The sequence below is a fragment of the Chitinophaga sp. Cy-1792 genome (genome assembly GCF_011752935.1).
Lineage (GTDB): Bacteria > Bacteroidota > Bacteroidia > Chitinophagales > Chitinophagaceae > Chitinophaga.
On the sequence record NZ_VWWO01000001.1, the window covers coordinates 752918 to 776307 of the forward strand.

Consider the following 23390-nt stretch of genomic DNA (forward strand, 5'->3'; position numbering starts at 1 on the left):
TTAGTTAATGTGTATAATCTCTTCCTGGTAATATGGCTTGTTATCCATTTCCCACTGAATTTTTACGCGATAGTTTCCACGGATAAACTTATCCCGGCCAAATGTCTGTGTACCGGTATTGTCGGGCTGCATCGGTACCGTAAAATCCTTGTTGGAATCTGAAGGACGATAAAAGGAAATGTTTCCTTTGAATGACCTGCCAATAAGCTCCTCAGGAAAGCTAACCGCAACCGCTTCTCCCGGCTGGGTTACTTTAACGGGGGCAGATAAACGCCCTGCATTATTTCTCCCTTCAATGATATCCTGGTACTTCAGCTCTTCGCTGTAGTAGTCGTTTGTAACCATATCAATTTTTGTTCGCATGCTCTTGGTGACCAGCGTCAGCATGCCGGCAGCAAACAGTGTGAAAACGATGATGATTTTATATCCCCAGTTCATGATAATATGTTGATGTTGTGTACGATAACTAAAATGAAATTGGTCCGGAAAAGGTGGTGGTGATACTACTGATCAGCACATTGTTCTCATATAGTCCGATCTTTACCTTCGACTTCCTTCCCTGTAAGGCTGTTTTAGGCAGTACAATAAAGAAAGTGCCTTCACCTTGTCCTTCGGCTTTAACAGTAATGGATGATTTGCCGATCATTTCAATGGCGCCCGGTGTATCTTCCAGCTTTAGCTCCAATGGAATGCCTGCGGTTGTTTTGTTAATTAATTTTATCCGGTAGAGGTTGGAAATACTGTCTGTCCCTCTTTCCTGGTATAACATTCCTGCGGTGCGGATAATGGTGCCGGTTACAGGTTTGCGGCTGGACAACATCCCTACGATTGCACCCAGGATAACTAACAGGATGGTGCTGTATATTTTAAGTCTTGGCGTGAACCTGAGTTTCTCTTTTTTAGCGATGTTATTTTCGGAGGCGTAACGGATAAGCCCACGGGGACGGCCGACTTTCTCCATCATAAAGTCACAGGCGTCTATACAGGCGGTGCAGTTCACACATTCCAGTTGTGTTCCGTTCCGTATATCTATCCCCGTAGGACAAACCCTTACACATTGCAGGCAATCGATGCAGTCTCCCGCTGCACGATCTTCATCTTTACGGTATTTTCCGCGAGGTTCTCCCCGATTATAGTCATAGGCAACCAGTACGCTGTTTTTGTCCAGCAACACGCCCTGAAGGCGGCCGTAAGGGCAGATAATGGTGCAGATCTGTTCTCTCATAAAGGCATACACGCCGTAGAAAACACCGGAGAATACAATTATGGCAATAAAGCCACCCATATGGGCGCTATACGGCTCCATGATGATCTTTTCCAGTGCTTTGGCGCCGATGATATAAGCGAGAAATATGTTGGCAATAATGAAAGAGATCAGGTAAAAAATGAGGTGTTTAGCCGTTTTACGGATGATTTTATCTGTATCCCAGGACCTGCGGTCGAGCAGTTGTTGCTGCGCGGCGTCACCTTCGATCCAGTATTCTATCCGCCGGAATAACATCTCCATAAAAATGGTTTGCGGACAGGCCCATCCGCAGAACAAACGGCCGAAGGCCATCGTGAAGAGTACAATAAACAGAATAAAAGCCAGCATGGCCAGCCCGAAGATGAAGAAGTCCTGTGGCCAGAAAATAGCGCCAAAGAGAATGAACTTTCCTTCTACCACATTGAGCATAAACAAGGGCCTGCCATTTATTGAAATAAACGGCAGGCTGAAAAATGCAAAAAAGTAGAAAATGCTGAGAACTGTACGGATATTATAAAAACGACCGGCAGGTTGTTTCGCAAATATCCATTTGCGTTTTCCTTGCTTATCAACTGTGGCTATGCTGTCTCTGAATGTTGTACTGTCGGACATGATTTATTCTTTATCGCCCTGTGGTGCTTTCGGATTTGGAGGATTGGTACCATGGATCGACTTGATATAACTTGCAAGCAAGGCGATCTGTCGTGGAGAGAAGTCTTCCTGCCATGATTTCATTCCTTTTTCCGGTACACCGTATTTAATAGTTTTGAAGACGTCATTGATTTTTCCGCCATGCAGCCAGAAGTCATCTGTCAGGTTGGGACCTACAACGCCTTGTCCCTGCGGGCCGTGGCATGGGGCGCAGTTGCTGATAAACAGTTTCTGCCCTGCTTCCAGCTCATCTGTAGCGGTGAGTTGTTTTACGGAATTCTCATCTACATTATTGGCAGCGTTTTTCATGTATTCTGCTTTAGCGGCGGCAGCTTTTTCTTCTGCCATGGCGAGTTCCTGCAGTTGCGTAGGAGCAGTTTCAGAAACATAACCACGCCACAGGTACACGACGCCAAAGAAAATACTGAAGTAGAAGCCCCATTTCCACCATGGTGGGGTGGGGTTATTCAGCTCACGTATACCATCATACTCGTGTCCCATATCTTCTTCCGCCTCAGATGCTTCATCCACTGTCCTGGTTTTATTAATTTTTTCCATCCAGGATATACGTGGCTTACCAGGTACGGCAACTTTCTTTGGTTTACGCTTCCGCTGAATACCCACCAGGTGTTTCAGTGTAAAAAGCAGACTTATGATTACCAGGATTTCCAAGAGTATAACAGTAACCAATACCCAGAGTGATGTTTTAGATAAGATGCCGTTAGTGGCAGTTTCTACCAGCGCATCTGAAGCAGATGCATTGCTTGCGCTCAGCACCCCCAGCAAGATGATTCCAGTGGTAATAACTGCCTTCCCGGCATCTTTCTTCATCCTCTCTCTAAATATATCCATGGCTCCCATTACTGCGTTGCCCAGTATGGCAATGGCGATCAGCAGGCCACCGCATACTGTCAGCAATACCAGCGCCACAGGGTCTGATAGCTCCGTAGGCTGTGGCTTCCCTTCGGCGAAGGCAGGTACGCTGAGTAACGTACCTGCTGTTAATATGATTAGTTGTCTGAGATTCATAAGTATTTTAATTTTCTTCTTTATCGAGTGGCATACGACTTACATGCTCCATCATCCGTTTGTCGGCACTGAATGCGAGATATGCAGCCCCGATAAAGAACAGAACAAACAGTACCAGCGTGATCATTGGATATATGCTGATACCAGCGATTGATTGCAGATAATTGATGAACTTCATGATAATTGGATTTAGTAGTCTGTACTGGCTGTTGCTTCAGCTGGTACTGGTTTAGGCTCCGCTTTGATATCTTTTCCGAGTCGTTGCAGATAAGCGATCAGCGCTACAATCTCACGGTCTTTACCAACAGGGAGTTTGTCCTTATGAAGATTCTCCACAATTGCTGTTGCCTGTTTTTCCAGCTCATCATTTGCCCTGGTTTCATAACCCGCAGGGTATGGAACCCCCAGCTTGCGCATCACATTGATCATGGCTGGTGTTCTGCTTTTATCAATCCTGTCTTCAAATAACCATGGATACTGTGGCATGATAGAACCCGGTGACATAGAAGTAGGGTCCAGCATGTGATTGAAGTGCCATGAATCCGGGTATTTACCACCTATGCGCGCCAGATCAGGACCAGTACGTTTACTACCCCACTGGAATGGATGATCGTAAACAAATTCGCCGGCTTTGGAGTATTCGCCATAACGGGCTACTTCATCACGGAACGGACGTATCATTTGTGAGTGACAGGTATAACATCCTTCTCTCAGATAAATATCTCTACCATGTAACTCCAATGGTGTATATGGTTTTACACTGCTGATAGTTGGAATATTACTTTTTACAAGGAAGGTTGGCACCATTTCCAGCAAGCCACCTACACCTACCACCACCAGACTGAATACCACCAGCTGAATAGGACGACGCTCGATCCAGTTGTGCCAGTGAGATTTACCATGCGTAGTAATTACTTTCGGCAATGGTGCTGCTTCAGCAGCTTCATTGGCCACAAAAGAGCCACGGCGTATGGTTTTGGTCAGGTTCACGATCATCAGCACCAGGCCGGAAACATACAGTAATCCACCTACAGCACGCAGTGCATACATTGGTAAGATAGCGGTAACTGTTTCCAGGAACTGATATTTGAGGGTGCCTTCTTCTGTAAACTGTTTCCACATCATGCTTTGTGTGAAGGCAGCCCAGTACAGCGGAATAACATAAAATATGATACCCAGCGTACCGATCCAGAAATGGGTATTAGCCCATTTGCGGCTATATAATTGTGTAGAGAAAATCCTTGGAATGAGCCAGTAGAGTATACCGAAGGTCAGGAATCCGTTCCATCCCAGTGCACCAACGTGTACGTGTGCAATGGTCCAGTCGGTATAGTGGCTGATAGCATTCACATTTTTGAGCGACAGCATCGGGCCTTCGAAAGTAGCCATACCATAGCAGGTAAGCGCTACCACAAAGAATTTCAGGATGGCATCTTCTCTTACTTTATCCCAGGCGCCGCGCAGTGTCAGCAAGCCATTCAGCATACCACCCCAGGATGGAGCGATCAGCATAATGGAGAACACGGTACCGAGTGATTGTGCCCACTCAGGTAATGCGGTGTACAGCAGATGGTGAGGACCGGCCCAGATATAAATGAATATAAGTGACCAGAAGTGAATGATAGACCAACGGTAAGAATAGACAGGTCTGTTGGCTGCTTTTGGTACGAAGTAGTACATCAGGCCGAGGTATGGGGTTGTCAGGAAGAATGCAACCGCATTATGACCATACCACCACTGTACCAGTGCATCCTGTACCCCTGCATACCAGGAATAGCTTTTAAAGAATGCCAGCGGATATTCGAAAGAGTTAATAATATGAAGCATGGCAATGGCCACCCATGTTCCGATATAGAACCAGATGGCTACGTACAGGTGTGCCTCTCTCCGCTTCAGGATCGTACCCAGCATATTGGCACCAAATACAAGCCAGATAAGGGTAATGGCGATATCGAAAGGCCATTCCAGCTCGGCATATTCTTTACCGGTAGTATAACCGAGGAACAGCGTCAGGGCACCACCTGCAATGATGGCCTGCCAGCCCCAGAAGTGGATTTTGCTCAGTACGTCGCTGAACATCCTGGCCTTACAGAGGCGTTGTAATGAATAATAAACACCCATGAAGATACCGTTACCAACAAATGCGAAGATGACAGCATTGGTGTGCACTGGTCTCATACGGCCAAAAGTAGTAGGCGCAAATCCCAGGTTAAGATCCGGGATAACCAGCGAAGTGGCGGCCCATAAACCGGCCAACATTCCTATCAGCCCCCAGAACACACAGGCGTAGGCAAACAGTTTAACCGTTCGGTTGTCGTAGTAGAATTTTTCGAGTGACATAAGTATTGATGGATTGAAATGCGGAATTACGTTTAATCATTACCGTTATACTTCTTCTCGTCGAAAAGAATACGGTGTGCGGGAGAAAAATCATCTTCAAATTGTCCGTGTTTCACAGACCAGATAAACGCGGCAAGAAATCCGAGTGCAACGGCCAAACTCGCTCCCAGTAATAGTATGATGACGCCCATAGCTACAATTAATTAGTTTTCAGGTACGATCGCAGCGGCAAGAGTTACCCGTTGCCCCGCAAACGGTCAATTTGCGGGGCCCATTTCAACTACGGGCATTAATACTAGCGCTTTGAGGTTTTGACTATGTAATTTTTCGTGTCGGTATCAAAGGTAGATCCAATACAATCGGGGTACTATGATAATGCTCAATCTCAAACATGATTTTTGTCAGTAATGCCTGAAAAGGCTTTGGCAGCAAGTCTTCTGCCATACAGTTCACTCATGCTGAAAGTGAGGATAATGATGCTGATAGAACTTGCCGGCATCAGAATAGCGGCCACCAGCGGAGAAAGAATTCCCTGCACAGCAAAATACAGTCCTGTTATATTATATAGTAAGGAGATGATAAAACTGAAAATAACGATCTTCCTGTTGGCACGGCATAGCTGAATAAAATGAGGGAGCAGATGCAGTTGTTGAGCTTCTATTATGCCATCGCTGGCGGGTGTGAAGTTATTGGTGCTTTCTGCCACGGAAATGCCCGTATCACTTTGTTTCAGCGCACCTGCATCATTGAGGCCGTCTCCTATCATTAATACTTTTGCGCCTTTCTTTTGAAGGCCGATGATGTATTCTAATTTATCTGCCGGCTGCTGCTCAAATTTAAGCGTAGCAGAGGCGCCCATCAGCAATCTCAGACTGGCGGCCTCTCTCGTATTATCTCCCGATAAAACAGATAAATCAAAATAATTCCTGATCTTTTCCAACATATTACGAATGCCTGGCCTGTAGCTGTTCCTGATGGTAAATAACCCCACCGGCTTTTCATTGATGGCTACAAATACAACGCTTCCATCCTGCTCCTCTTTATTGTGAATGCCGGTAAACTCCGCGCTACCCATACGTATAAAGGTATCGTTGGCCCAACCGCAAATACCTCTTCCTGTAAATTCCTGAAAATCGCGGATAGTATAGGCGCTGGTGGTACTGCAATAATTTCTGATAGCCTTGCTCAGCGGGTGTGTAGACTGCGCCGCCATGCTACTGATCATCATTTCCTGCAGCGGCGTCAGCTGGGTACCGAAATATCTTACCTCCGCACCTGATTTACTGGTAAGGGTGCCTGTTTTATCAAATACAATATGAGTGGTGTTGGCCAGATTTTCGATGGCCTGTGCATTCCGGAGGTATAGTTTATGCCGGCTGAGGATACGTAATATATGCCCGTTGGTAAAGGAAGATGCCAGCAATAATGCACATGGACAGGCGATAATCAGTATGGCGGTAACCGCAGGCCATATTTTAGCCGGATCTGTGGCCGCCCAGTAAGCGGATGTAGAAACAGCAATCAATAATACCACCCATGTGAAGTATCGACTGAGCAGGTGTACAAAGGAGACATGTTTTTCGTCCGGCTCCTTAAAGGTATCCCTGTTCCAGAGGCTGGTCAGATAACTCTGTGCCACCTCTTTAATGGTCAGTATTTCGATGTTTCCTTCCAGCTGGCGTCCGCCGGCATACACGATTTCTCCTACAGTTTTTTGAACCGGGGCAGATTCCCCGGTTACAAAACTGTAGTCTATCAGCGCCTTTCCGCGTGATATGATGCCATCAGCCGGAATGAGCTCCTGATGATGAATCAACAGGGTATCGTTTACTTTGATTTCCGGCAGGGAGGTAGGCACCTCTTTGCCGTCCTTTATAACGTGGACGGCTATGGGAAAATAGGACGTATAGTCTCGGTCGAAGGAAAGTCCCTGGTAAGTTTTTTCCTGTAATACTCTGCCAATAAGCATAAAGAACACAATGCCGGTCATAGAGTCGAAATAACCGGAATGCCCTGCTGCTACCTCTGCCAGACTTCTGATAAATGTTACGAAGATAGCCAGCACAATAGGAACGTCGATGTTGAGAAAGCCGTGTTTAAGCCCGCCCCAGGCAGATTTATAAAAAGCTTGTGCACTATAAAAGAATACCGGCAGCGCCAGTACCAGGTTCATGTACTGGAACATGGTATTCATGGCAGAGGTGTTATGAGCCGAACCGGAAAAATATTCCGGGAAGCTGAGCAGCATAATATTACCGAAGCAAAATCCTGCTACACCCAATTGATAAATCAACTGACGGTTGACACGGGGTTTTTGTTCTTTTTGAATATCATTCAGACTGATATATGGCTCATATCCTATGCCGGTAAGCGTTTCGGCTATACTCCTCAGCGTAGTAATTTTATGCAGGTAGATGATATGTGCGGTTTTCCGACTAAAGTTAACGGTTACACGAAGTACACCTTCATTCAGTTTGTGCAGGTTTTCCAGTAGCCAGAGGCAGGAACTGCAGTGTATCTGAGGTAGATAGAAAGAGACATGTGTTTGTGATTCATCTTTATATTGAACCAGGTGTTGCTGTATACCATCATCTTCCAGAAATGCAAACTTATCTTTCCTTACCTGCATGCGCTGATTGATGCCTGGCTTATTATTCAGGTCATAATATTCACAGAGATTGTTCTGGTTAAGGATTTCATAAACAAGTTTGCAGCCTTCACAGCAGAAAGGTTTACCTGCCAGGGTAATATTGGTTTCCTGGCAGTCTTCCCCGCAGTGGTAGCAGGTTGTCTGGGTGTTGGTATGAATCTGGGCCATTAGTCGATACTTGTTGCGTTATTAAAATCGTTCTGATCAATGACGATGGTGCCGGGTTTGGTAACAGATGGGTACAGGATGTTCTGTGCTACATATATCCATTGCATTACTAACTGTTCCGTGATATAGAGGTCATTGATGCAGAGCTTATAGGCACTGCTCCAGTTGGTTTGTATCTGGTAGTTGCCGGATACCTGTCTGATTTTTTGCAATAACAGGGTAATCTTCTGGAAAGAGTTACGGATGGTGGTGTAGGTGCCGTGCTGTATGCATTTAATGGGGGGCGACTGTGGCTCCTGGCTCTTTATCACCGGATAGAGGATGGTGTCCTCTTTGCGGATGGTTTGGATAATTTCGGCGTGTAAACGGGCAAATAGCAGGTGTTGTATATCGGCAACAGCAGGAACGGTGGTATCGTCCTGGAGCTCCAGGGTGAAGTAGCTGACCACCTGGTCAGCCGTATGTTCAATGGCGTGATGGAATTTATGTTTCATCACCTCACACAAGGCAGAAGGGGTAAGTTCATGAAAATTTATAATAGCAAATGCATGCATCAGTTCCGGTGAATTTTTGATCATAGCAAAAATACCCGGGATGCGTGGGGTGCACAATGACAAGTGTCAAGGCAGAAAATGATAAATATCAGGATTAGTCGTGCAGGTTAGCTGTTCTGATGATCTGCGGAACGTCGAGGAGGCGGATTTTCTTGCCGTCGAGTTCAATCATACCGTCTTTTTTGAATTCAGACAGTAATCTGATAGCAGATTCAGTGGCAGTACCTACCAGGTTGGCGATTTCTTCTCTGGAGAGGCGGACATTCAGGGTCTGGCCATCAGGTTCGAGGCCGTAGGTTTCCCTGATGAAGAGCAGCGTTTCTGCAAGGCGTTCTCTCACCGGCTTCTGGGCCAGGTGGGTGATCTTTAATTCGGCTTTGCGTAATTCACTGGATAAGATGCGCATCATTTCGAAAGACATAGAAGCATCTTTCTGGAGAATGCCAAGGAACAGGTCTTTCGGAATAAAGCAGATGGAAGAATCTTCCAGTGCGGTAGCGGTGGCGGTATAGCGCTCATTGCTGAGGAGGGCTTTATACCCCATGATATCGCCTGCTTTAACGAGGCGAACGATTTGTTCACGACCGTCGTCGCCGCTGTGGGAGAGTTTTATTTTTCCATCGTTGATACAGAATACACCGAATGGATAGGCACCTTCATGGAAGATGACCTGCCCCTTCTTGTAGGAAGAGCAAACTTTGGCCGCATCAATCTGTTCAAGATTGGTTTGGTCAGCTTTGCAAAAGATCGACGAAAAGCGATCTTTACATTTCTCGCACGAAGGATTATTAGGTATACTCATATCGAATCATGCAAATGTACTAATTTACGGCTCCTTAACCAAAGCAAAGGTCTTGTGGCGTTTAATTATTATGTAATTTATAAACCATATGAGGTATTAACAAGATTTACACCGGAAGGAAATAAAGCTTGTCTGGCTGATTTTTTCAAAGTACCTTCTGACGTATATCCTGTGGGACGCCTTGATTATGATAGTGAAGGCCTGCTCATACTGACAAATGATAAAGCATTGAATCACCGGCTGTTATCTCCCCGTCATGCACATGAAAGGGAGTATTGGGTGCAGGTAGATGGTGCTGTTACTGAGGCGGCTGTTAATAAATTGCAACAGGGAGTGCAGATAAATGTGGATGGAAAAATGTACCAGACCCATCGGTGCAAGGCGCAATTATTTACTGAAGAGCCTGCTTTGCCGCCGAGGAACCCTCCTATCCGTTTCAGGAAGAGTATTCCTGCGCCCTGGATCAGCCTGACATTACGGGAAGGCAAGAACAGGCAGGTACGTAAAATGACTGCTGCTGTGGGCTTCCCTACGTTGAGGCTTGTCCGTTACCGCATCGAAGAAATCAATATAGCCGGAATGGCTTCCGGTGATATGATCACCCTCAGTAAAGAGGAGATATATAAAAAACTCAGACTGCCGGCATTATGATTTTATGCTTTTGGCTTTCTGCGCTTATTTAACTAGGTTTGTTGCCTACAAATTTCTATTATGCTGAAATCAATGACTGGCTTCGGAAGGGCGGAGAGCACGAGAGGCGAAACAACAATTGTGGTGGAGATCAAGTCGCTCAACGGAAAGCAGTTTGAGGTGAATCTGAAGTTTTCTCCTTTGCTGAAACCCTACGAATTTGAGATCCGTTCTCAAATGCAACAGGTACTGCAACGCGGTACCCTCGATGCTACCATCAATATTCGTCAGAATGGTGCTACCCGCCCGGTTGTTATCAACACCGACCTGGCTAAGTACTACTATGAGTCCATCACCATGCTGGCTAATCAGCTAGAACTGCCACAGGGTGATATGCTCAACATCCTGATGAAATTGCCGGAAGTAGTATCCCCTGCCACCGAACAGATCGCTGAACAGGAATGGAAAGATGTGGAAGAAGCATTACAGGCTGCACTTCAGGACCTCGATGCACACAGACAGGATGAAGGTAAAATGCTGGAATCTGACCTGATGACCCGCATTGAAAACATTGAAACCTACATGGTGAAGGTAAAAGAACTGGACCCGCTCCGTAAAGACCGTATCCGTCAGCGCCTGGAAGGCTTACTCGCCGAACATGTAGGCAAAGAAAATGTAGACAGCAACCGCCTGGAACAGGAACTGATCTTCTATCTGGAAAAACTGGATATCTCTGAAGAACTTTCCCGCCTGGAAAATCACTGCCGCTATTTCAAGGAAATCATTAAAGAAGGTGACCCGGCTAAAGGTAAAAAACTGGGCTTCGTATTGCAGGAAGTTGGCCGCGAAATCAATACAACCGGCTCCAAAGCAAACGACGCAGGTATCCAGCAGTGGGTGGTTTTAATGAAGGATGAACTGGAGAAAGCAAAAGAACAAGTATTAAACGTTTTATAGTAAGGCGAACACCTTATGAAGAGATTACTCCTGGTAACCGCAGGCCTTTTTTTACTGGCTGCCGCCTGCAAGCCTCCTAAAATGGATGCCTACGAGAAAAACCTGGAAATTCCAGGGCACGACTGGGCCTATGATTACAAGCCTTCTTTTGAAGTAAAATTCGAACCGGAAGATACAGCCTGGCTGTATAATATATACGTCAACGTCCGGCATACTGCCGCCTATCCCTATAGTAACCTCTGGTTGCTGGTAGGTACGCAATATCCCGGCGATAGTATCCCGCAAAGTCAACGCGTCGAACTCCCGCTGGCAGAAGCCTCCGGAAAATGGTTAGGCAGCGGTATAGACGATATCTATGAACATCGTGTTCCTATTCAACGGAATGCCATCTTCGACAAACCGGGTACTTACAAAATATCTTTTGAACAAAATATGCGGCAAAATCCGCTCCCCAATGTGATGAATGTCGGTCTGCGGATTGAGAAAGCCGGCAAGCGGCCGTGATGAAAAGATTCTTTAACTACATGCAGGGAGGCAAATCTGTCTCCTTCCTTTATTTGCTCGTTCTGGCATATACAGTGGCAGCACTGGTATGGTGGGGAATCCTGTTGCTCCGCCAGAGTCATCAGATCACCACTTTCGAACTGCAAAACCTGAAACTTCGTACCGATAGTCTTACGCAACCCGTTGAATATCAAATAGAATTTCAGCGTATTCAGAAGGACGAAAGAATGCGCTCCTTCAAATACCTGGGCGAAGGACTTACCTTCCTGGGTATCATACTCATGGGCGCAGGCTTCGTATTCAGGGCAGTACTGAAGTACATGAAACTTAGCCGGCAACAGCAAAACTTTATGATGGCAGTCACCCATGAACTGAAATCGCCCATCGCCGCCGCCAAGCTAAACCTGGAAACTATACGCAAACATAAGCTGGATGAAGAAAAGCAAACCAGACTTATAGACAATACCATCCGCGAAACCAACCGCCTCGATCAACTCTGTAATAATATCCTGCTGGCAGCCCAGCTGGAAACCCATAAATACCAGCTGTTTAAGGAGCCATTGAATATTTCCGCCATCTTTGAGGCAGGAATTAAGGAATTAGGCGGACGAATTGGCACACATGACATTCAGGCAAGCATTTTGCCGGGGGTATGGATGGAAGGTGACAAGCTGATGTTACACATCGTACTCAGTAACCTTGTGGAAAATGCTGCCAAATATGCACCGCGTAACAGTACCATCTATGTAAAGCTGTTTGAAGAAAACAAACAACTCAGATTACAGGTCATTGACGAAGGTCCTGGTATCCCTGATGAAGAAAAAGAAAGAATCTTCCTGAAGTTTTACCGCGTAGGCAACGAAAATACAAGGAAAGCAAAAGGTTCCGGGCTGGGCCTGTTCCTGACCGCTAAAATTGTAGAGCAACACAACGGAACTATAGAAGTACTGGACAATAAACCTTCCGGCGCCTGCTTTGATATAACATGGACGAATTATTCCATTCAAACGGCGTAAATTTAATCAACGGATTAATTGGCAGCCCTTTAATCCCATCATTTGACTTACAATCAAATATATACTCATGAAGGAAGCTACAAAGGCATCAATACTACTGGTTGAAGACGAAGAGAACCTCCAGGAAGCGCTGAAGCTGAACCTGGAGCTGGAAGGATATGAAGTAACCGCTGTGGATAATGGTACTGCTGCCCTCAAGGCAGTAAAAAACGAATATTTCGACCTCATCATACTGGATATCATGCTCCCGGAAATGGACGGCATCGCCGTTTGCGAAAATATCCGGATCCAGAATAATGAAGTACCTATTCTCTTCCTTAGCGCTAAAAATAGCAGCGCCGACAGAGTACTCGGCCTCAAAAAAGGCGGCGACGACTACATGACCAAACCCTTCAACCTGGAAGAATTACTCCTCCGCGTTGAAAAGCTGATCGTTAAAAACAAAAAAATACAGGATAAAGACAGCGTTCCTAACGTATATAAATTCGGTAACAACACCATCGACTTCGCCGCACAGGAATGTATCGGCAAAGACGGTAAACACTATGAGCTGAGTAAAAAAGAAGCCATGCTCCTCAAACTCCTCATAGAAAACAAAGGCGAAGTAGTTACCCGTGAAAAAATCCTGCAGGTAGTATGGGGATATAACGTCTACCCTACTACGAGAACGATCGATAACTTTATTCTGAACTTCAGGAAATACTTCGAAGAAGATAGCCGCAACTCCAAATACTTCCACTCTGTACGTGGCGTCGGCTATAAATTCACAGAAGCCTGATCCTTCATAAAAACATTGTAAAAGGCTGACCAGCAAGCATTTGGGCCCTAACAGCGGCATCTGCTTCCGGTCAGCTTTTTTATATAACCAGTTTTCCGCTGATTGTAACCGCTTTCTGCCTATTTTCTGCCTAGTATAAATTGCTACTTCACTTTAGTGCCGTTTTGCCCGATATTTAAATTCGGGACACGCATTCTCCCTCTATAACTCTGAAGGTGGCACATATTTTAACAGATGTATTTCTGGGAGTTGCCTGGCCATACTGGGCTTTTTTCCTCGCCAGTACCCTTACGCTCCTGATTCTTTTCTTTTTAAGAGAAAGAAAGATACGCCGCGCCTCCGCCAAAGAAATTACCCAGCAGCAAGCCATGATCAACCTGGAAATTCATGCCTTCCAGGCCCAGCTGGACCCACACTTCATCTTCAATAGCCTCAATGCTATCCACCATTATATTCTTACCACCAGCACCGACCTGGCATCGCTCTACCTCACCCGCTTCTCCCGACTGATGCGAATGGTGATGTCTAACTTCAATAAAGAATGGGTGACACTCCACGAAGACCTGGAAGCGCTGGAACTCTACCTGCAGCTGGAACAGCTACGATTTGATCAGCAGTTTCAATACCAGCTGCAAATAGCCCCTGATATAGCGCCACATAACAGCCTCATTCCACCCCTGATCATTCAGCCCTATGTTCAGTATGCCATCTGGCAACGCCTGCTCCTCCGCCCGGAAAAAGGCGGCGGCGAGCTGAACATCTGTATCGACAGAGATGATGACAGGATTTTTATTACGGTAGAAGATAACGGAGAGCCGGAAATGAAACTGCTGGATGATACCAGCGAACGGCTCGTTCACTGTATAGATATTGCGTCCGAGCGGCTTTACATGATGAGCGAACGCTATCAGATGAAGGCCAGCATCTCCACACAACAACTGGTAGATACTACCTCCGCCCCCTGCGGCAACCGCATTGTTATCAGTATGCGCCACACCTCCTGCCGGCAGGCGCTGGTTAGCTGAACCAGTTTGGATAACTAGAAAAAAAGACGTAATTTTTCCATCCGGAAATGCCTGATAATACAAGCGTTTCCAACTATTTATCAGCTATATCAACCTTTTTCAATTCTCCCATGCGAGCCATCATTGTGGACGACGAGAAACATAGTCGGGATGTACTTCGTATACTACTGGAAAATAACTGTCCGAATATCTCGGTAATGGCTACCTGTAGTAATGGAACGGCCGCACTCGAAGCCATCGTTAAATACGAACCGCAACTGTTATTCCTGGATGTCGAAATGCCGGGTCTGGACGGTTTCCAGGTGCTGGAAGCCAGTAAAAAAGGCACTTTTGCTGTGATCTTCACCACCGCATACGACCACTATGCCGTACAGGCTATCCGCCACAGCGCACTGGATTATCTGCTCAAACCCATCGACGCGAATGAATTACAGGAAGCTGTGGAAAAAGCAATTGAACACATAGGACAACCAGTTGCCAAAAAGGTAGATCACCTCGTCGAAATACTTCATCAGCATATCAAACAGGCAGAAAGACTCGCCCTGCCCACTGCCGAAGGACTGCGCATGGTTATCGTCAACGATATCCTGTACTGCGAATCTGATGGCGCCAATACCAACGTATTTCTCCGCTCACAGGACAACTCCTTCTCTGCTTCCCGCACCCTGAAAGAAATGGAAGAAATGCTGGAAGATAAAGCCTTCTTCAGGGTACATAACTGCTACATCGTTAACCTCTCCTTCATGGATAAATACATCAAAGGCGATGGCGGCGAAATCATTATGTGCGACGGACAGAGTGTACCGGTATCCCGCCAGAAAAAGCAGGACTTCCTGCTGCGGATAGAGCGCATGTAATCATCTGCCTATATCTGCCCGAAGGGCAAAAAGCAGCAATTTTTATTGTGAGTCTGGCTTTTTTTGGGGAACTTCATTACAGCAGTTAATTCACTCATCCATGCTTCAAAGTATTTCAAAGATAAATGAGCTTGTTGAAAAATTGTGGTCATTACAGCCCATCAAAGCTGAATTTCAGGAACGCATTAATAGAAAAGTGCGCCTGGAATTTAACTACAACTCCAATCATATTGAGGGTAATACACTCACCTATGGAGAAACAAAGTTGTTGTTTATGTTTGATAAGACGACAGGAAACCATGATTTAAGAGAATATGAAGAAATGAAGGCACATGATGTCGCTTTTGAATTGGTGAAGGAAATGGCTGCTGATAAAGAACGACCACTATCTGAATCCTCGATCAGGCATTTGCATGAAGTCCTCCTCGTCAGACCATATTGGAGAGATGCTGTAACAGGCTCTGGGGAGCCGTCCAGAAAACAAATACAAATCGGTGTATATAAAACTGCGCCTAATCATGTGAAATTGCTGGATGGAACAATATTTCATTATGCCTCACCGGAAGACACTCCGGCAATGATGGCAGAAATGATTAATTGGTACCGGATGGAAGAGGAAGCCGGAGAACTTCATCCGCTTCAACTTGCAGCACTTTTACATTACAGGTTTGTGAGAATTCATCCGTTTGATGATGGAAATGGCCGTCTTTCGCGTCTGTTAATGAATTATGTTTTGCTGAGAGCAAATTACCCACCTGCAATTATTAAATCAGCGGATAAAAAGAACTATTTATTTGCGCTTAATCAGGCAGATGTGGGAGACCTTGATACCTTTGTACAATATGTCGGTGAGCAACTAATCTGGAGCCTGGAATTGTACATAGATGGGGCAAATGGCGGAATGCTGGATGAACTGGAAGAACTGAAGGAAGTGATTAACCGTTGGAGAAGACAGCGTTTTGATTCGCCATCGGATATAGCCCACTTATATAATTTAACTATATATCACGCATGCAAAAACAGTAAAATTGAAGATCTTATTAAATTAATAACTGAGAATATTACAGTTTTTTACCCCCTATTTCGTCGCCATAGTCTAGATGTCCTTTTAAACGGAGTGAAGATAGCTGAGCCTGATGGGCTTAATCTGGAAATGGAGCACAAATTAAAAGATTACAATAACTCCCACCATGAAGATGTTTTGACAGAGTTAGTAAAAGAAATATGCATTGAAATAAAATTAGTTGATTACCTACATGGAGAAGTAACACCTTTTTCCGTTCAGACTAAGATCACCATTAACTTTCAACCACATTCCTATGAAGTGGGAATTGACAATGAGAAGGTAAATGAATGGAAATATAATGAGTATTTAACATCGGACGACAGAACGGCAATTGTTAGTACAACCATTAGGCGAATTTTCGAAAGAGTCAAACAACTAGCTGCAAGCTACCCCGAAGGGTAAAAATAAAGGCCGACCCAACAGGTCAGCCTTACAATATTATTTTATGTAGATGATTAAATCGTCGGGATACGCTGTCAGAGCCGTTTAACACCATTACAGATTACCCATCCGTTCTTACCGTCATTCATTTCTATTTTGCAAAATTCTTTCGTAGCGTCCAGGACTTTCACCTTCATGCCTTCATGCAGTTCAAACAAATCCTTGCTATTATCATCAGGAGCGGCTTTCACCTTAACGGTGCTTGTCATGACGATACCGTTGTCGTGGTTATTGGCAATATTGTAGGTATCTACCGCCATCAGCAAATGAAGGATGAATAAGATGCCAAAGAGGTAATTGCCCCAGGTGAGGTATTTATTTTTCAGGCCGGGGATGAAGAGGTTGACGATCATGCCGGCTATCAGTAACCAGAAGAATGCCAGTGAGAAACCTGCCCATGCGTTGCTGCTATGGATATGTTGCAGCTTCAGCCACCATTGCTGAAAGAATACTAACGGTAACTCCCCTACGAAACCGTTCACTTTCTGGTTGGCAATGGCCAGATTGTGTTTGATGACTGCATCTTCCGGGGAAAGCTGCAATGCCTTTTCGTAAGCATATACCGAAGCGCCTATTTTGCCGGCCTTATACCAGGCGTTACCTGCGTTGAAATACAGGGAACGTTCGGCATAGCCTTCATCAATCAGTTGTTGATAGGCGTTGGCAGATTCTGTGAATTTACTCTGTCGATAAAGATTATTGGCTTCGTCAAAACGTTGTTGCGGATTTGCCTGCTGTGCCATCACTTGCGAAAAGCAAGTGGCGAAAAGCAAGCCCATAGCCAGTAATAACGATCTGATCATTCTTGTATAGAACATTTGCCTGGTTGTTATTATATTAATTCTTCAATGCGTTTTCCAGGTTGGTAATAATGCCAACAGCTTTTTCGTAGGTGCCTTGCATGCGGGTATTATCTTGTCCTGGTGCGTATAAGGCTACTTCACAATTATCGATCAGTGCAAAAAGATCGCTGGTATTGCTACCGTTGATACTTCTTGCTGCCAGTTTATCCTGCACCAGCTGCTTGCTGAGATCTGCAAACGGAATCTTCAGTTTATGGCTAAGATAGCCCCATACAGCACGGGAAGTCTCTTCGTAAAAGGCTTTGTCTTTTCCTTCCTTGAGATAACGGGCTGCCAGCTCCAGTCTTTTCAGCGCTACTTTATTGGCGTAACGATGCTTCAGGAGGGCCGCATTGGTGGTATTATAATCCTTGCGGCGCTTGAGATAAGCCACGCCAAGGAATATCAATACCGGAATTAATAACAGTATATAGAACCAGATACTGGTAATAAACCAGGTATGTTGTTTTATCCAGGGCAGTATTTCTGTTTGAATGCCTACCAGCTCATTTCTGTTCAGGCCATAATCCTGTTTATCAGCTTTGGCTTTTTTACCCTGGGAGATGTTAATTGTGAAAGGTGCCGACTTAACGGTTTTATATTCATTAGCTGCCGGGTCGAAATAGGAGAATTCTACCGGCGGAATGATATGTTGTCCCGCTTCTGTAGGCATCAGTACGAATTCGAACGTACGGCTACCCGTCAACGGGTTGCTGTTTTTCTCGATATTATCGGTCACTTTAGGATCGTATTTCTCGAATCCTGAAGGGATATCTATTTTAGGTGTATTCAGCAGGTTGACGTTGCCCTGGCCACTGATCGTTACTTTCAGTGTTAATGCATCGTCGGTGCTGAGCTGTGTTTTATCGGTTGCCGCTTGCATGGTGAATTTACCGACAGCGCCATTGAAGCTCGCCGGGCGGCCATCTGCAGGCAGCGGTTTCACATTGATCTGTACCGGATTACATTTGGTTTTGTAGGGGACGTCTACTGTTTCCACATCCGGGCGATTGAAGAAATCGTCAAAGAACGGATCTTTAAATGACGGGTCATTGAAGAAGTCTTCGAACGGATCTTTTGCTTTGGGGCGCTTGTTAGGCACCAGTTTCACCAGCCTTACCGTGTTGTCTACCTCTACAGGGTCGAGTTCCAGGGTGCCGGATTGCAGTGGGAACAATAATGTTTTGCGAATGGTGAATACTTTATAGGGAACACCATTCACCGTTTCTTCCGTTGCCTGTGGCGGGTTCGGAAGTTCAATATCTTTAGCGGAAAATCCTTTGAAGGCAGGAACTTTTGTTACGCTGGAACTTGTTGGCAGGCGTGTATAGAGTTTATACGTTGCCGTTAGCTGGTCTCCTTCGTAGAGATTGGTTTTATCCACATCTACTTTTACGAAGATGTTCTTGCGTAATTTTTCATTGACATCCTCTCCTTTCTTCAATACGGGGTCCATGGCTTCATCGCCGCGGCCTCTCTGGGCGTAGCCGCCCAGGTTTTGTTGCTGCTGCTGTTGTTGTTGCTGCTGGAGCTGTTGCTGTTGCATCTGCCCTGCAGTAGACGTACCTTTTTTAACCTCTATTAATACAGGATTGGATTTTACCAGGTTACCATTTACTCTTGCTACCGCCCCGGGGATAGTAAAACTTCCCACATGTTTGGCCTGCAAAACATAAATGAATGCAAAATAATCGGAGCGGCGTCCGTTCATAATTGACTGTCCCTGCATCTGGCTGGGACCTTGCAGAATGTCGAAATCCTTGAAGTTAGGAGCTTGTAAACTGGTGACGTTCACTCCGTTTTCCAGCATAAACTGAATCTGGAATGGCTCGTCCAGCCCAACTGTATTCTGGCTCACAGTGGTCGTAAAACGGAAATCCTGCGCGAATGCGCAGTTTACCAATCCTACTAAAAACAATAAGGAGAATAAACATTTTCTCATATCAGACCTGACCATCATATTATGTCAACAAATTTAACCAAACCCGCCATGGATGCGGTACGGACGCCGTTAAAAGTTAGTTAAAAAATTATGATATATGATGTTAAATATCTCCTAAAACGGGACGTAGTACGATATCCTCTACTACTGTCTGTTTGGCGAGCGTGTAGGCGGTCCACACGATGGTGGCAATATCTTCCGGAGGCATCATTCTGTCTGGTGGCGCCTCAAAGCCATCCCAGGAGGCGGTGAGGGTAGCACCCGGACTGATACTGGTTACCCTGACCCCATAAGGTTTCATTTCTTCCCGCAGGTTGCGGCTGAAACCCAGCAAAGCATGCTTGGTAATACTGTAAGATCCGCCATTGGCGTAGGCTTTATGGCTGGCAACAGAGCACAGATTAAAAATATGTCCGTTGCGTTTAGTCATCATGTCAGGTAATAATGCCCTGGTGAGATGATACGCACTGTATACATTTACTGCCATTAATTGCTCCAGCAAGCCGTCAGCCTCTTCAAAAAGGGCACCTGGCGTGAATATGCCGGCATTATTGACCAATATATCTATGGTAGAAAATTGTGATCTGACTTTTTCGGCAAATGCCAGCACCTCTGCTTTATTGCCCATATCTACCTGTTCCGCCAGTACGGTAACAGCCGGATTCTGCTGACTGATGCTGCTCCGGGCAGCTTGAAGCGCTGCTTCATGCCGGGCACAGATAGCCACATTAAATCCTTCTTTTGCCAGCCTTTCTGCAATGGCCTTCCCTATTCCTTTACTTGCGCCGGTGATAACTGCATTCATAGTCTTTATTCGTTAAAGACAGTAAAATACTGAATTTCGTAACTTTGCGCATCATGAGATACAAACATCTTTTCTTTGACCTGGATCATACGCTCTGGGATTTTGAGACAAATGAACAGGAAACCTTGCTGGAGTTGTACGATGAACATGGATTACAACAAAAGGGAGTGCCAACATTTCAGGAATTTTCGAAATCATATGTAGGTCACAACGAACGCCTCTGGGATAGATTCAGAAAAGGATATATCACCCGCAACGATCTTCGCTTCAAACGTTTCAGACTTACCCTCCTCGACTTTAAAATCGGCGACGAAAAGCTGAATGAAGCCATTGCCAACCAGTTTCTGGATATTCTGCCAACTAAAAACAGGCTGTTTCCGCATGCGATCGAAACACTGGACTACCTGGCTGCCAAAAACTACCCTATGCATATGATTACCAATGGGTTCGAGTCTACGCAGTTGCTGAAAATGAAGAATTCAGGGATAGATAAATATTTTACACATATTATCACCTCTGAGCTGGCCGGTAGCCTCAAACCTTACCGTGAAATTTTCGATTATGCGATGGCAAAAGCGGATACTTCCGCTGCGGATAGTATTATGATCGGAGACGCGATGGAACTGGATATCAAGGGAGCACACGGTGTTGGGATGGATCAGATCTATTTCAATCCGGCGAAGCCACCGGTTGAATTTACCCCTACATATACCATTAATAGTCTGAAAGAGATCCAGGGTATTTTATAAATATTGCTGGTTGGGCAGATGATCAGCATCTGCCCGCCAGGGCGGGATAAAATAAAAAATGCCATCCGAAGATGGCATTTTAAATAATATGCAGACTGAGTTATTTGGTCGTCTTCTTATTGGCAGCAGAAACGCGCATTGCGGCTGTTTTGGAAGGCTGTTTGCAACAGCTTTTCTTAGCGCCTGATTGTTGGCAGGATGCCGGACAATCAGCTTTCTTTTCAGTTTTAGCGGTACTTTTAGCAGGTTGCGTTTTAGCTTTTTCCTGTGCAAATACAGTTCCTGCAACAAAAAGAGTGGCAACTGCCAGTGTAGCGATTTTTTTCATAGCTCAGTATTTTCCGGTAAGAAAATCGATTAGAGTTTTGCGATAACTGTTTGCTGGCCTTTAACGATTTGTTCCAGTTGCACAGTTACCTCTGTTCCTAAAGGTAAGTAAAGATCTACACGGGAACCAAATTTAATGAAGCCCATTTCTTCGTTTTGCTTTACTTCCATACCTGGTTTCAGGTAGTTCACGATTCTGCGTGCCAGTGCACCGGCGATCTGACGTACGAGGATGGCGGTTTTACCGTTATCGATTACCACAGAATGTCTTTCATTTTCTGTAGAAGATTTAGGGTGCCATGCCACCAGGTATTTACCAGGATGGTATTGGGAGAGCTTTACCTGACCACTGATCGGGTTCCTGTTCACATGCACGTTAGCAGGGCTCATGAATATAGATACCTGGAGTCTTTTATCTTTAAAGTATTCAGGTTCATACACTTCTTCAATTACTACTACTTTACCATCGCAGGGAGAAATTACGAGGTTATCGCCTGAGGTATTTTGTCTGGAAGGTATCCGGAAAAAGGACACGATGAACAGGAAAAATACTACAGAAACGGCCAGGAGGCTCCAGGTCAGTACCGGAGAATCGAACCAGTAGGATACTGCTCCGTTAATTACCAGCAAAACCAGGAATACGAGAGAAATGGTAGCAAATCCTTCACGATGGATCTTCATTGTTTTTTTATTTGTTTGTCTGTTTATTGGTTTAATCGCAGTGCGAAGTTACTTCAATTCAAAAATTTCAGCATACGAATTTATCAATGGAGCATAAATGTCTGTACATAGAGCCATGCAAATGGTGCTGCCAGCAGCATAGAATCAAACCTGTCAAGGAATCCGCCGTGGCCGGGCATGATATTGCCGGAATCCTTTACGCCTGCCATTCTTTTGAGCTTAGACTCGATGAGGTCGCCAATGGTGCCAAATACAGCGGCGATACCGGCCAGTGCCATCCAGTGTTGTAATGCCAGATAGTCAGCACCCCAGAAATGACCATAGATGCCGGCAGCGGCTACCGCCAGGATCATCCCGCCCAATGTACCTTCAATGGTCTTTTTGGGCGAAATTGCTGGTGCAAATGGCGTACGGCCTATCAGAGAGCCGGTGATATAAGCCATGGTGTCGTTAATCCATATGAAGATGATCAACAGCAATGGTATTAACCAGCCTGGCGCTGTACCCACCTGATCCGCTGTATAGTGGATGTTTTCGGCATTCAGACGGATATTTACCAGCAAACTGAATGGTATGGTCACATACAGCAGGCCCATCGCTGAATAACCGATGTTTTTCAGGGAGAAGTCCTTGCTAAAAAGTATTTCTCCCAATGGCAGTACCATCAGGAAAAGGATAGCGACCCACCAGCCCAGAAAGCCGGTAGAAATGCCGCTGAACATGAAATAATTATTGGTAAAAGCTGTAATTACAGCACAGCTCGCTATTGTGATCCCATAATGGTGCAGGGAACTTTTTTGTTTATAGTCAGGGTCAATTTCACCGATGAGCTTGAAATATTCCTGCAGGGCAAAGACATTTACCAGGAAAAAAAGCAGGAAAAAGGTAAACGGGCTCCATAGGATACCTCCCAGCATTACTGCCACAAAAACCAGTGCTGATGCAGTGCGGGTAAAAAATGTCTTCATTTGGTCTCAGATAAATTTAATGGCCGCAAAAATCTGCAAAAAATCGGGTAATGCCAGCCGGGTAATACTATTCGTGATCTGTTTCGTCTTTTTTGTCCTCTCCTTCTTCGTCAATCTCATATGGATCGCCGGTAGGTTTGTTGTTATGGGAAGCTACGAGTGCTTTTGCTGCTTCGGCCTGAGCCTCAGGCACATATAACTCTACCTGACCAGGGATAGTGAAGGTAAAGGAAGATGATTGTTTAGGCACAATCACCGCTTCTATATCATTTTCTGTTAACATACCTTTTACGATTTCAGTTTCGTAAGGGCGGTCGCTGGCAAATACTTTAACCCATCCTTTTTCCATAGTTGATCATTTT

General features: G+C 45.3%; 25 protein-coding genes. 9 read left to right on the forward strand and 16 right to left on the reverse strand.

Going from position 1 to position 23390, the window contains the following annotated elements:
- From F3J22_RS03135 to F3J22_RS03175, 9 genes are all read right to left on the reverse strand, one after another.
- Positions 1–438, reverse strand: a complete 438-nt coding sequence (locus F3J22_RS03135) for a FixH family protein (protein ID WP_167014197.1) — start codon at positions 436–438, stop codon at positions 1–3.
- A gap of 28 nt (positions 439–466) precedes the next feature.
- The gene (gene ccoG / locus F3J22_RS03140) at positions 467–1858 is read right to left on the reverse strand and encodes a cytochrome c oxidase accessory protein CcoG (RefSeq protein ID WP_167014199.1); all 1392 of its coding nucleotides are present in this window, start codon (positions 1856–1858) and stop codon (positions 467–469) included.
- 3 nt (positions 1859–1861) lie between these two features.
- Positions 1862–2926 carry a cbb3-type cytochrome c oxidase N-terminal domain-containing protein gene (locus tag F3J22_RS03145; protein ID WP_167014201.1) on the reverse strand — a complete coding sequence of 355 codons (1065 nt, stop codon included), beginning with the start codon at positions 2924–2926 and terminating at the stop codon, positions 1862–1864.
- 7 nt (positions 2927–2933) lie between these two features.
- Positions 2934–3104 (reverse strand): CcoQ/FixQ family Cbb3-type cytochrome c oxidase assembly chaperone, encoded by a 171-nt coding sequence (locus F3J22_RS03150; RefSeq protein ID WP_167014203.1) that lies wholly within the window; start codon positions 3102–3104, stop codon positions 2934–2936.
- Positions 3105–3115: 11 nt separating this feature from the next.
- Positions 3116–5266, reverse strand: a complete 2151-nt coding sequence (ccoN, locus tag F3J22_RS03155) for a cytochrome-c oxidase, cbb3-type subunit I (protein WP_167014205.1) — start codon at positions 5264–5266, stop codon at positions 3116–3118.
- 32 nt (positions 5267–5298) lie between these two features.
- Positions 5299–5457, reverse strand: coding sequence for a cbb3-type cytochrome oxidase assembly protein CcoS (gene ccoS, locus F3J22_RS03160; RefSeq protein WP_167014207.1), 159 nt, complete (start codon positions 5455–5457; stop codon positions 5299–5301).
- Between the two features lie 194 nt (positions 5458–5651).
- Positions 5652–8084 (reverse strand): heavy metal translocating P-type ATPase metal-binding domain-containing protein, encoded by a 2433-nt coding sequence (locus F3J22_RS03165; protein WP_167014209.1) that lies wholly within the window; start codon positions 8082–8084, stop codon positions 5652–5654.
- Positions 8084–8662: a hypothetical protein gene (locus F3J22_RS03170; protein WP_167014211.1), complete on the reverse strand. Its 579-nt coding sequence runs from the start codon at positions 8660–8662 to the stop codon at positions 8084–8086. The genes F3J22_RS03165 and F3J22_RS03170 overlap by 1 nt, the downstream gene beginning before the upstream one ends.
- A gap of 70 nt (positions 8663–8732) precedes the next feature.
- Positions 8733–9440 (reverse strand): Crp/Fnr family transcriptional regulator, encoded by a 708-nt coding sequence (locus F3J22_RS03175; protein ID WP_167014213.1) that lies wholly within the window; start codon positions 9438–9440, stop codon positions 8733–8735.
- 54 nt (positions 9441–9494) lie between these two features.
- Between F3J22_RS03175 and F3J22_RS03180 the strand changes: the two genes are divergently transcribed.
- The 8 genes from F3J22_RS03180 to F3J22_RS03215 all read left to right on the forward strand — a co-directional run bounded on the left by F3J22_RS03180 (position 9495) and on the right by F3J22_RS03215 (position 16675).
- Entirely contained in the window at positions 9495–10091 is a 597-nt protein-coding gene (locus F3J22_RS03180) for a pseudouridine synthase (RefSeq protein WP_167014215.1), read from the forward strand.
- A 60-nt stretch (positions 10092–10151) separates the two neighbouring features.
- Positions 10152–11027, forward strand: a complete 876-nt coding sequence (locus tag F3J22_RS03185) for a YicC/YloC family endoribonuclease (protein ID WP_167014217.1) — start codon at positions 10152–10154, stop codon at positions 11025–11027.
- Positions 11028–11042: 15 nt separating this feature from the next.
- The gene (locus F3J22_RS03190) at positions 11043–11531 is read left to right on the forward strand and encodes a gliding motility lipoprotein GldH (RefSeq protein WP_167014219.1); all 489 of its coding nucleotides are present in this window, start codon (positions 11043–11045) and stop codon (positions 11529–11531) included.
- Positions 11531–12547, forward strand: a complete 1017-nt coding sequence (locus F3J22_RS03195; RefSeq protein WP_167014221.1) for an ATP-binding protein — start codon at positions 11531–11533, stop codon at positions 12545–12547. The genes F3J22_RS03190 and F3J22_RS03195 overlap by 1 nt, the downstream gene beginning before the upstream one ends.
- A gap of 67 nt (positions 12548–12614) precedes the next feature.
- Positions 12615–13325 carry a response regulator transcription factor gene (locus F3J22_RS03200; protein WP_167014223.1) on the forward strand — a complete coding sequence of 237 codons (711 nt, stop codon included), beginning with the start codon at positions 12615–12617 and terminating at the stop codon, positions 13323–13325.
- 215 nt (positions 13326–13540) lie between these two features.
- Entirely contained in the window at positions 13541–14350 is an 810-nt protein-coding gene (locus F3J22_RS03205) for a histidine kinase (protein ID WP_167014225.1), read from the forward strand.
- A 110-nt stretch (positions 14351–14460) separates the two neighbouring features.
- Entirely contained in the window at positions 14461–15207 is a 747-nt protein-coding gene (locus F3J22_RS03210) for a LytTR family DNA-binding domain-containing protein (protein ID WP_167014227.1), read from the forward strand.
- 100 nt (positions 15208–15307) lie between these two features.
- On the forward strand, positions 15308–16675 hold the full coding sequence (locus F3J22_RS03215; protein ID WP_167014229.1) for a Fic family protein: 1368 nt from the start codon (positions 15308–15310) through the stop codon (positions 16673–16675).
- 74 nt (positions 16676–16749) lie between these two features.
- On the opposite strand, the gene F3J22_RS03220 is transcribed toward F3J22_RS03215, so the two are convergent.
- The 3 genes from F3J22_RS03220 to F3J22_RS03230 all read right to left on the reverse strand — a co-directional run bounded on the left by F3J22_RS03220 (position 16750) and on the right by F3J22_RS03230 (position 20303).
- Positions 16750–17532, reverse strand: a complete 783-nt coding sequence (locus F3J22_RS03220) for an SH3 domain-containing protein (protein WP_167014230.1) — start codon at positions 17530–17532, stop codon at positions 16750–16752.
- Between the two features lie 19 nt (positions 17533–17551).
- Positions 17552–19498 carry a BatD family protein gene (locus F3J22_RS03225; protein WP_167014232.1) on the reverse strand — a complete coding sequence of 649 codons (1947 nt, stop codon included), beginning with the start codon at positions 19496–19498 and terminating at the stop codon, positions 17552–17554.
- Between the two features lie 103 nt (positions 19499–19601).
- The gene (locus tag F3J22_RS03230; RefSeq protein WP_167014234.1) at positions 19602–20303 is read right to left on the reverse strand and encodes an SDR family oxidoreductase; all 702 of its coding nucleotides are present in this window, start codon (positions 20301–20303) and stop codon (positions 19602–19604) included.
- 53 nt (positions 20304–20356) lie between these two features.
- Between F3J22_RS03230 and F3J22_RS03235 the strand changes: the two genes are divergently transcribed.
- Entirely contained in the window at positions 20357–21052 is a 696-nt protein-coding gene (locus F3J22_RS03235) for a YjjG family noncanonical pyrimidine nucleotidase (RefSeq protein WP_167014236.1), read from the forward strand.
- A gap of 100 nt (positions 21053–21152) precedes the next feature.
- Here F3J22_RS03235 and F3J22_RS03240 read toward each other — a convergent pair whose 3' ends face one another.
- From F3J22_RS03240 to F3J22_RS03255, 4 genes are all read right to left on the reverse strand, one after another.
- Positions 21153–21380 (reverse strand): hypothetical protein, encoded by a 228-nt coding sequence (locus tag F3J22_RS03240; RefSeq protein ID WP_167014238.1) that lies wholly within the window; start codon positions 21378–21380, stop codon positions 21153–21155.
- Between the two features lie 29 nt (positions 21381–21409).
- On the reverse strand, positions 21410–22060 hold the full coding sequence (locus F3J22_RS03245; RefSeq protein WP_167014240.1) for a phosphatidylserine decarboxylase family protein: 651 nt from the start codon (positions 22058–22060) through the stop codon (positions 21410–21412).
- Positions 22061–22143: 83 nt separating this feature from the next.
- The gene (locus F3J22_RS03250) at positions 22144–23028 is read right to left on the reverse strand and encodes a phosphatidate cytidylyltransferase (protein ID WP_167014242.1); all 885 of its coding nucleotides are present in this window, start codon (positions 23026–23028) and stop codon (positions 22144–22146) included.
- 67 nt (positions 23029–23095) lie between these two features.
- Positions 23096–23377 (reverse strand): DUF2007 domain-containing protein, encoded by a 282-nt coding sequence (locus tag F3J22_RS03255; protein WP_167014244.1) that lies wholly within the window; start codon positions 23375–23377, stop codon positions 23096–23098.
- Between the last annotated feature and the right edge of the window lie 13 nt (positions 23378–23390).

Excerpts from the sequence above, each read along its gene's own strand:
- F3J22_RS03135 (WP_167014197.1), bottom strand. The coding sequence starts at position 438 with ATGAACTGGGGATATAAAATCATCATCGTTTTCACACTGTTTGCTGCC.
- ccoG (WP_167014199.1), bottom strand. The coding sequence starts at position 1,858 with ATGTCCGACAGTACAACATTCAGAGACAGCATAGCCACAGTTGATAAG.
- F3J22_RS03145 (WP_167014201.1), bottom strand. The coding sequence starts at position 2,926 with ATGAATCTCAGACAACTAATCATATTAACAGCAGGTACGTTACTCAGC.
- F3J22_RS03150 (WP_167014203.1), bottom strand. The coding sequence starts at position 3,104 with ATGAAGTTCATCAATTATCTGCAATCAATCGCTGGTATCAGCATATAT.
- ccoN (WP_167014205.1), bottom strand. The coding sequence starts at position 5,266 with ATGTCACTCGAAAAATTCTACTACGACAACCGAACGGTTAAACTGTTT.
- ccoS (WP_167014207.1), bottom strand. The coding sequence starts at position 5,457 with ATGGGCGTCATCATACTATTACTGGGAGCGAGTTTGGCCGTTGCACTC.
- F3J22_RS03165 (WP_167014209.1), bottom strand. The coding sequence starts at position 8,084 with ATGGCCCAGATTCATACCAACACCCAGACAACCTGCTACCACTGCGGG.
- F3J22_RS03170 (WP_167014211.1), bottom strand. The coding sequence starts at position 8,662 with ATGATCAAAAATTCACCGGAACTGATGCATGCATTTGCTATTATAAAT.
- F3J22_RS03175 (WP_167014213.1), bottom strand. The coding sequence starts at position 9,440 with ATGAGTATACCTAATAATCCTTCGTGCGAGAAATGTAAAGATCGCTTT.
- F3J22_RS03185 (WP_167014217.1), top strand. The coding sequence starts at position 10,152 with ATGCTGAAATCAATGACTGGCTTCGGAAGGGCGGAGAGCACGAGAGGC.
- F3J22_RS03190 (WP_167014219.1), top strand. The coding sequence starts at position 11,043 with ATGAAGAGATTACTCCTGGTAACCGCAGGCCTTTTTTTACTGGCTGCC.
- F3J22_RS03195 (WP_167014221.1), top strand. The coding sequence starts at position 11,531 with ATGAAAAGATTCTTTAACTACATGCAGGGAGGCAAATCTGTCTCCTTC.
- F3J22_RS03200 (WP_167014223.1), top strand. The coding sequence starts at position 12,615 with ATGAAGGAAGCTACAAAGGCATCAATACTACTGGTTGAAGACGAAGAG.
- F3J22_RS03210 (WP_167014227.1), top strand. The coding sequence starts at position 14,461 with ATGCGAGCCATCATTGTGGACGACGAGAAACATAGTCGGGATGTACTT.
- F3J22_RS03215 (WP_167014229.1), top strand. The coding sequence starts at position 15,308 with ATGCTTCAAAGTATTTCAAAGATAAATGAGCTTGTTGAAAAATTGTGG.
- F3J22_RS03220 (WP_167014230.1), bottom strand. The coding sequence starts at position 17,532 with ATGTTCTATACAAGAATGATCAGATCGTTATTACTGGCTATGGGCTTG.
- F3J22_RS03225 (WP_167014232.1), bottom strand. The coding sequence starts at position 19,498 with ATGAGAAAATGTTTATTCTCCTTATTGTTTTTAGTAGGATTGGTAAAC.
- F3J22_RS03230 (WP_167014234.1), bottom strand. The coding sequence starts at position 20,303 with ATGAATGCAGTTATCACCGGCGCAAGTAAAGGAATAGGGAAGGCCATT.
- F3J22_RS03235 (WP_167014236.1), top strand. The coding sequence starts at position 20,357 with ATGAGATACAAACATCTTTTCTTTGACCTGGATCATACGCTCTGGGAT.
- F3J22_RS03240 (WP_167014238.1), bottom strand. The coding sequence starts at position 21,380 with ATGAAAAAAATCGCTACACTGGCAGTTGCCACTCTTTTTGTTGCAGGA.
- F3J22_RS03245 (WP_167014240.1), bottom strand. The coding sequence starts at position 22,060 with ATGAAGATCCATCGTGAAGGATTTGCTACCATTTCTCTCGTATTCCTG.
- F3J22_RS03250 (WP_167014242.1), bottom strand. The coding sequence starts at position 23,028 with ATGAAGACATTTTTTACCCGCACTGCATCAGCACTGGTTTTTGTGGCA.
- F3J22_RS03255 (WP_167014244.1), bottom strand. The coding sequence starts at position 23,377 with ATGGAAAAAGGATGGGTTAAAGTATTTGCCAGCGACCGCCCTTACGAA.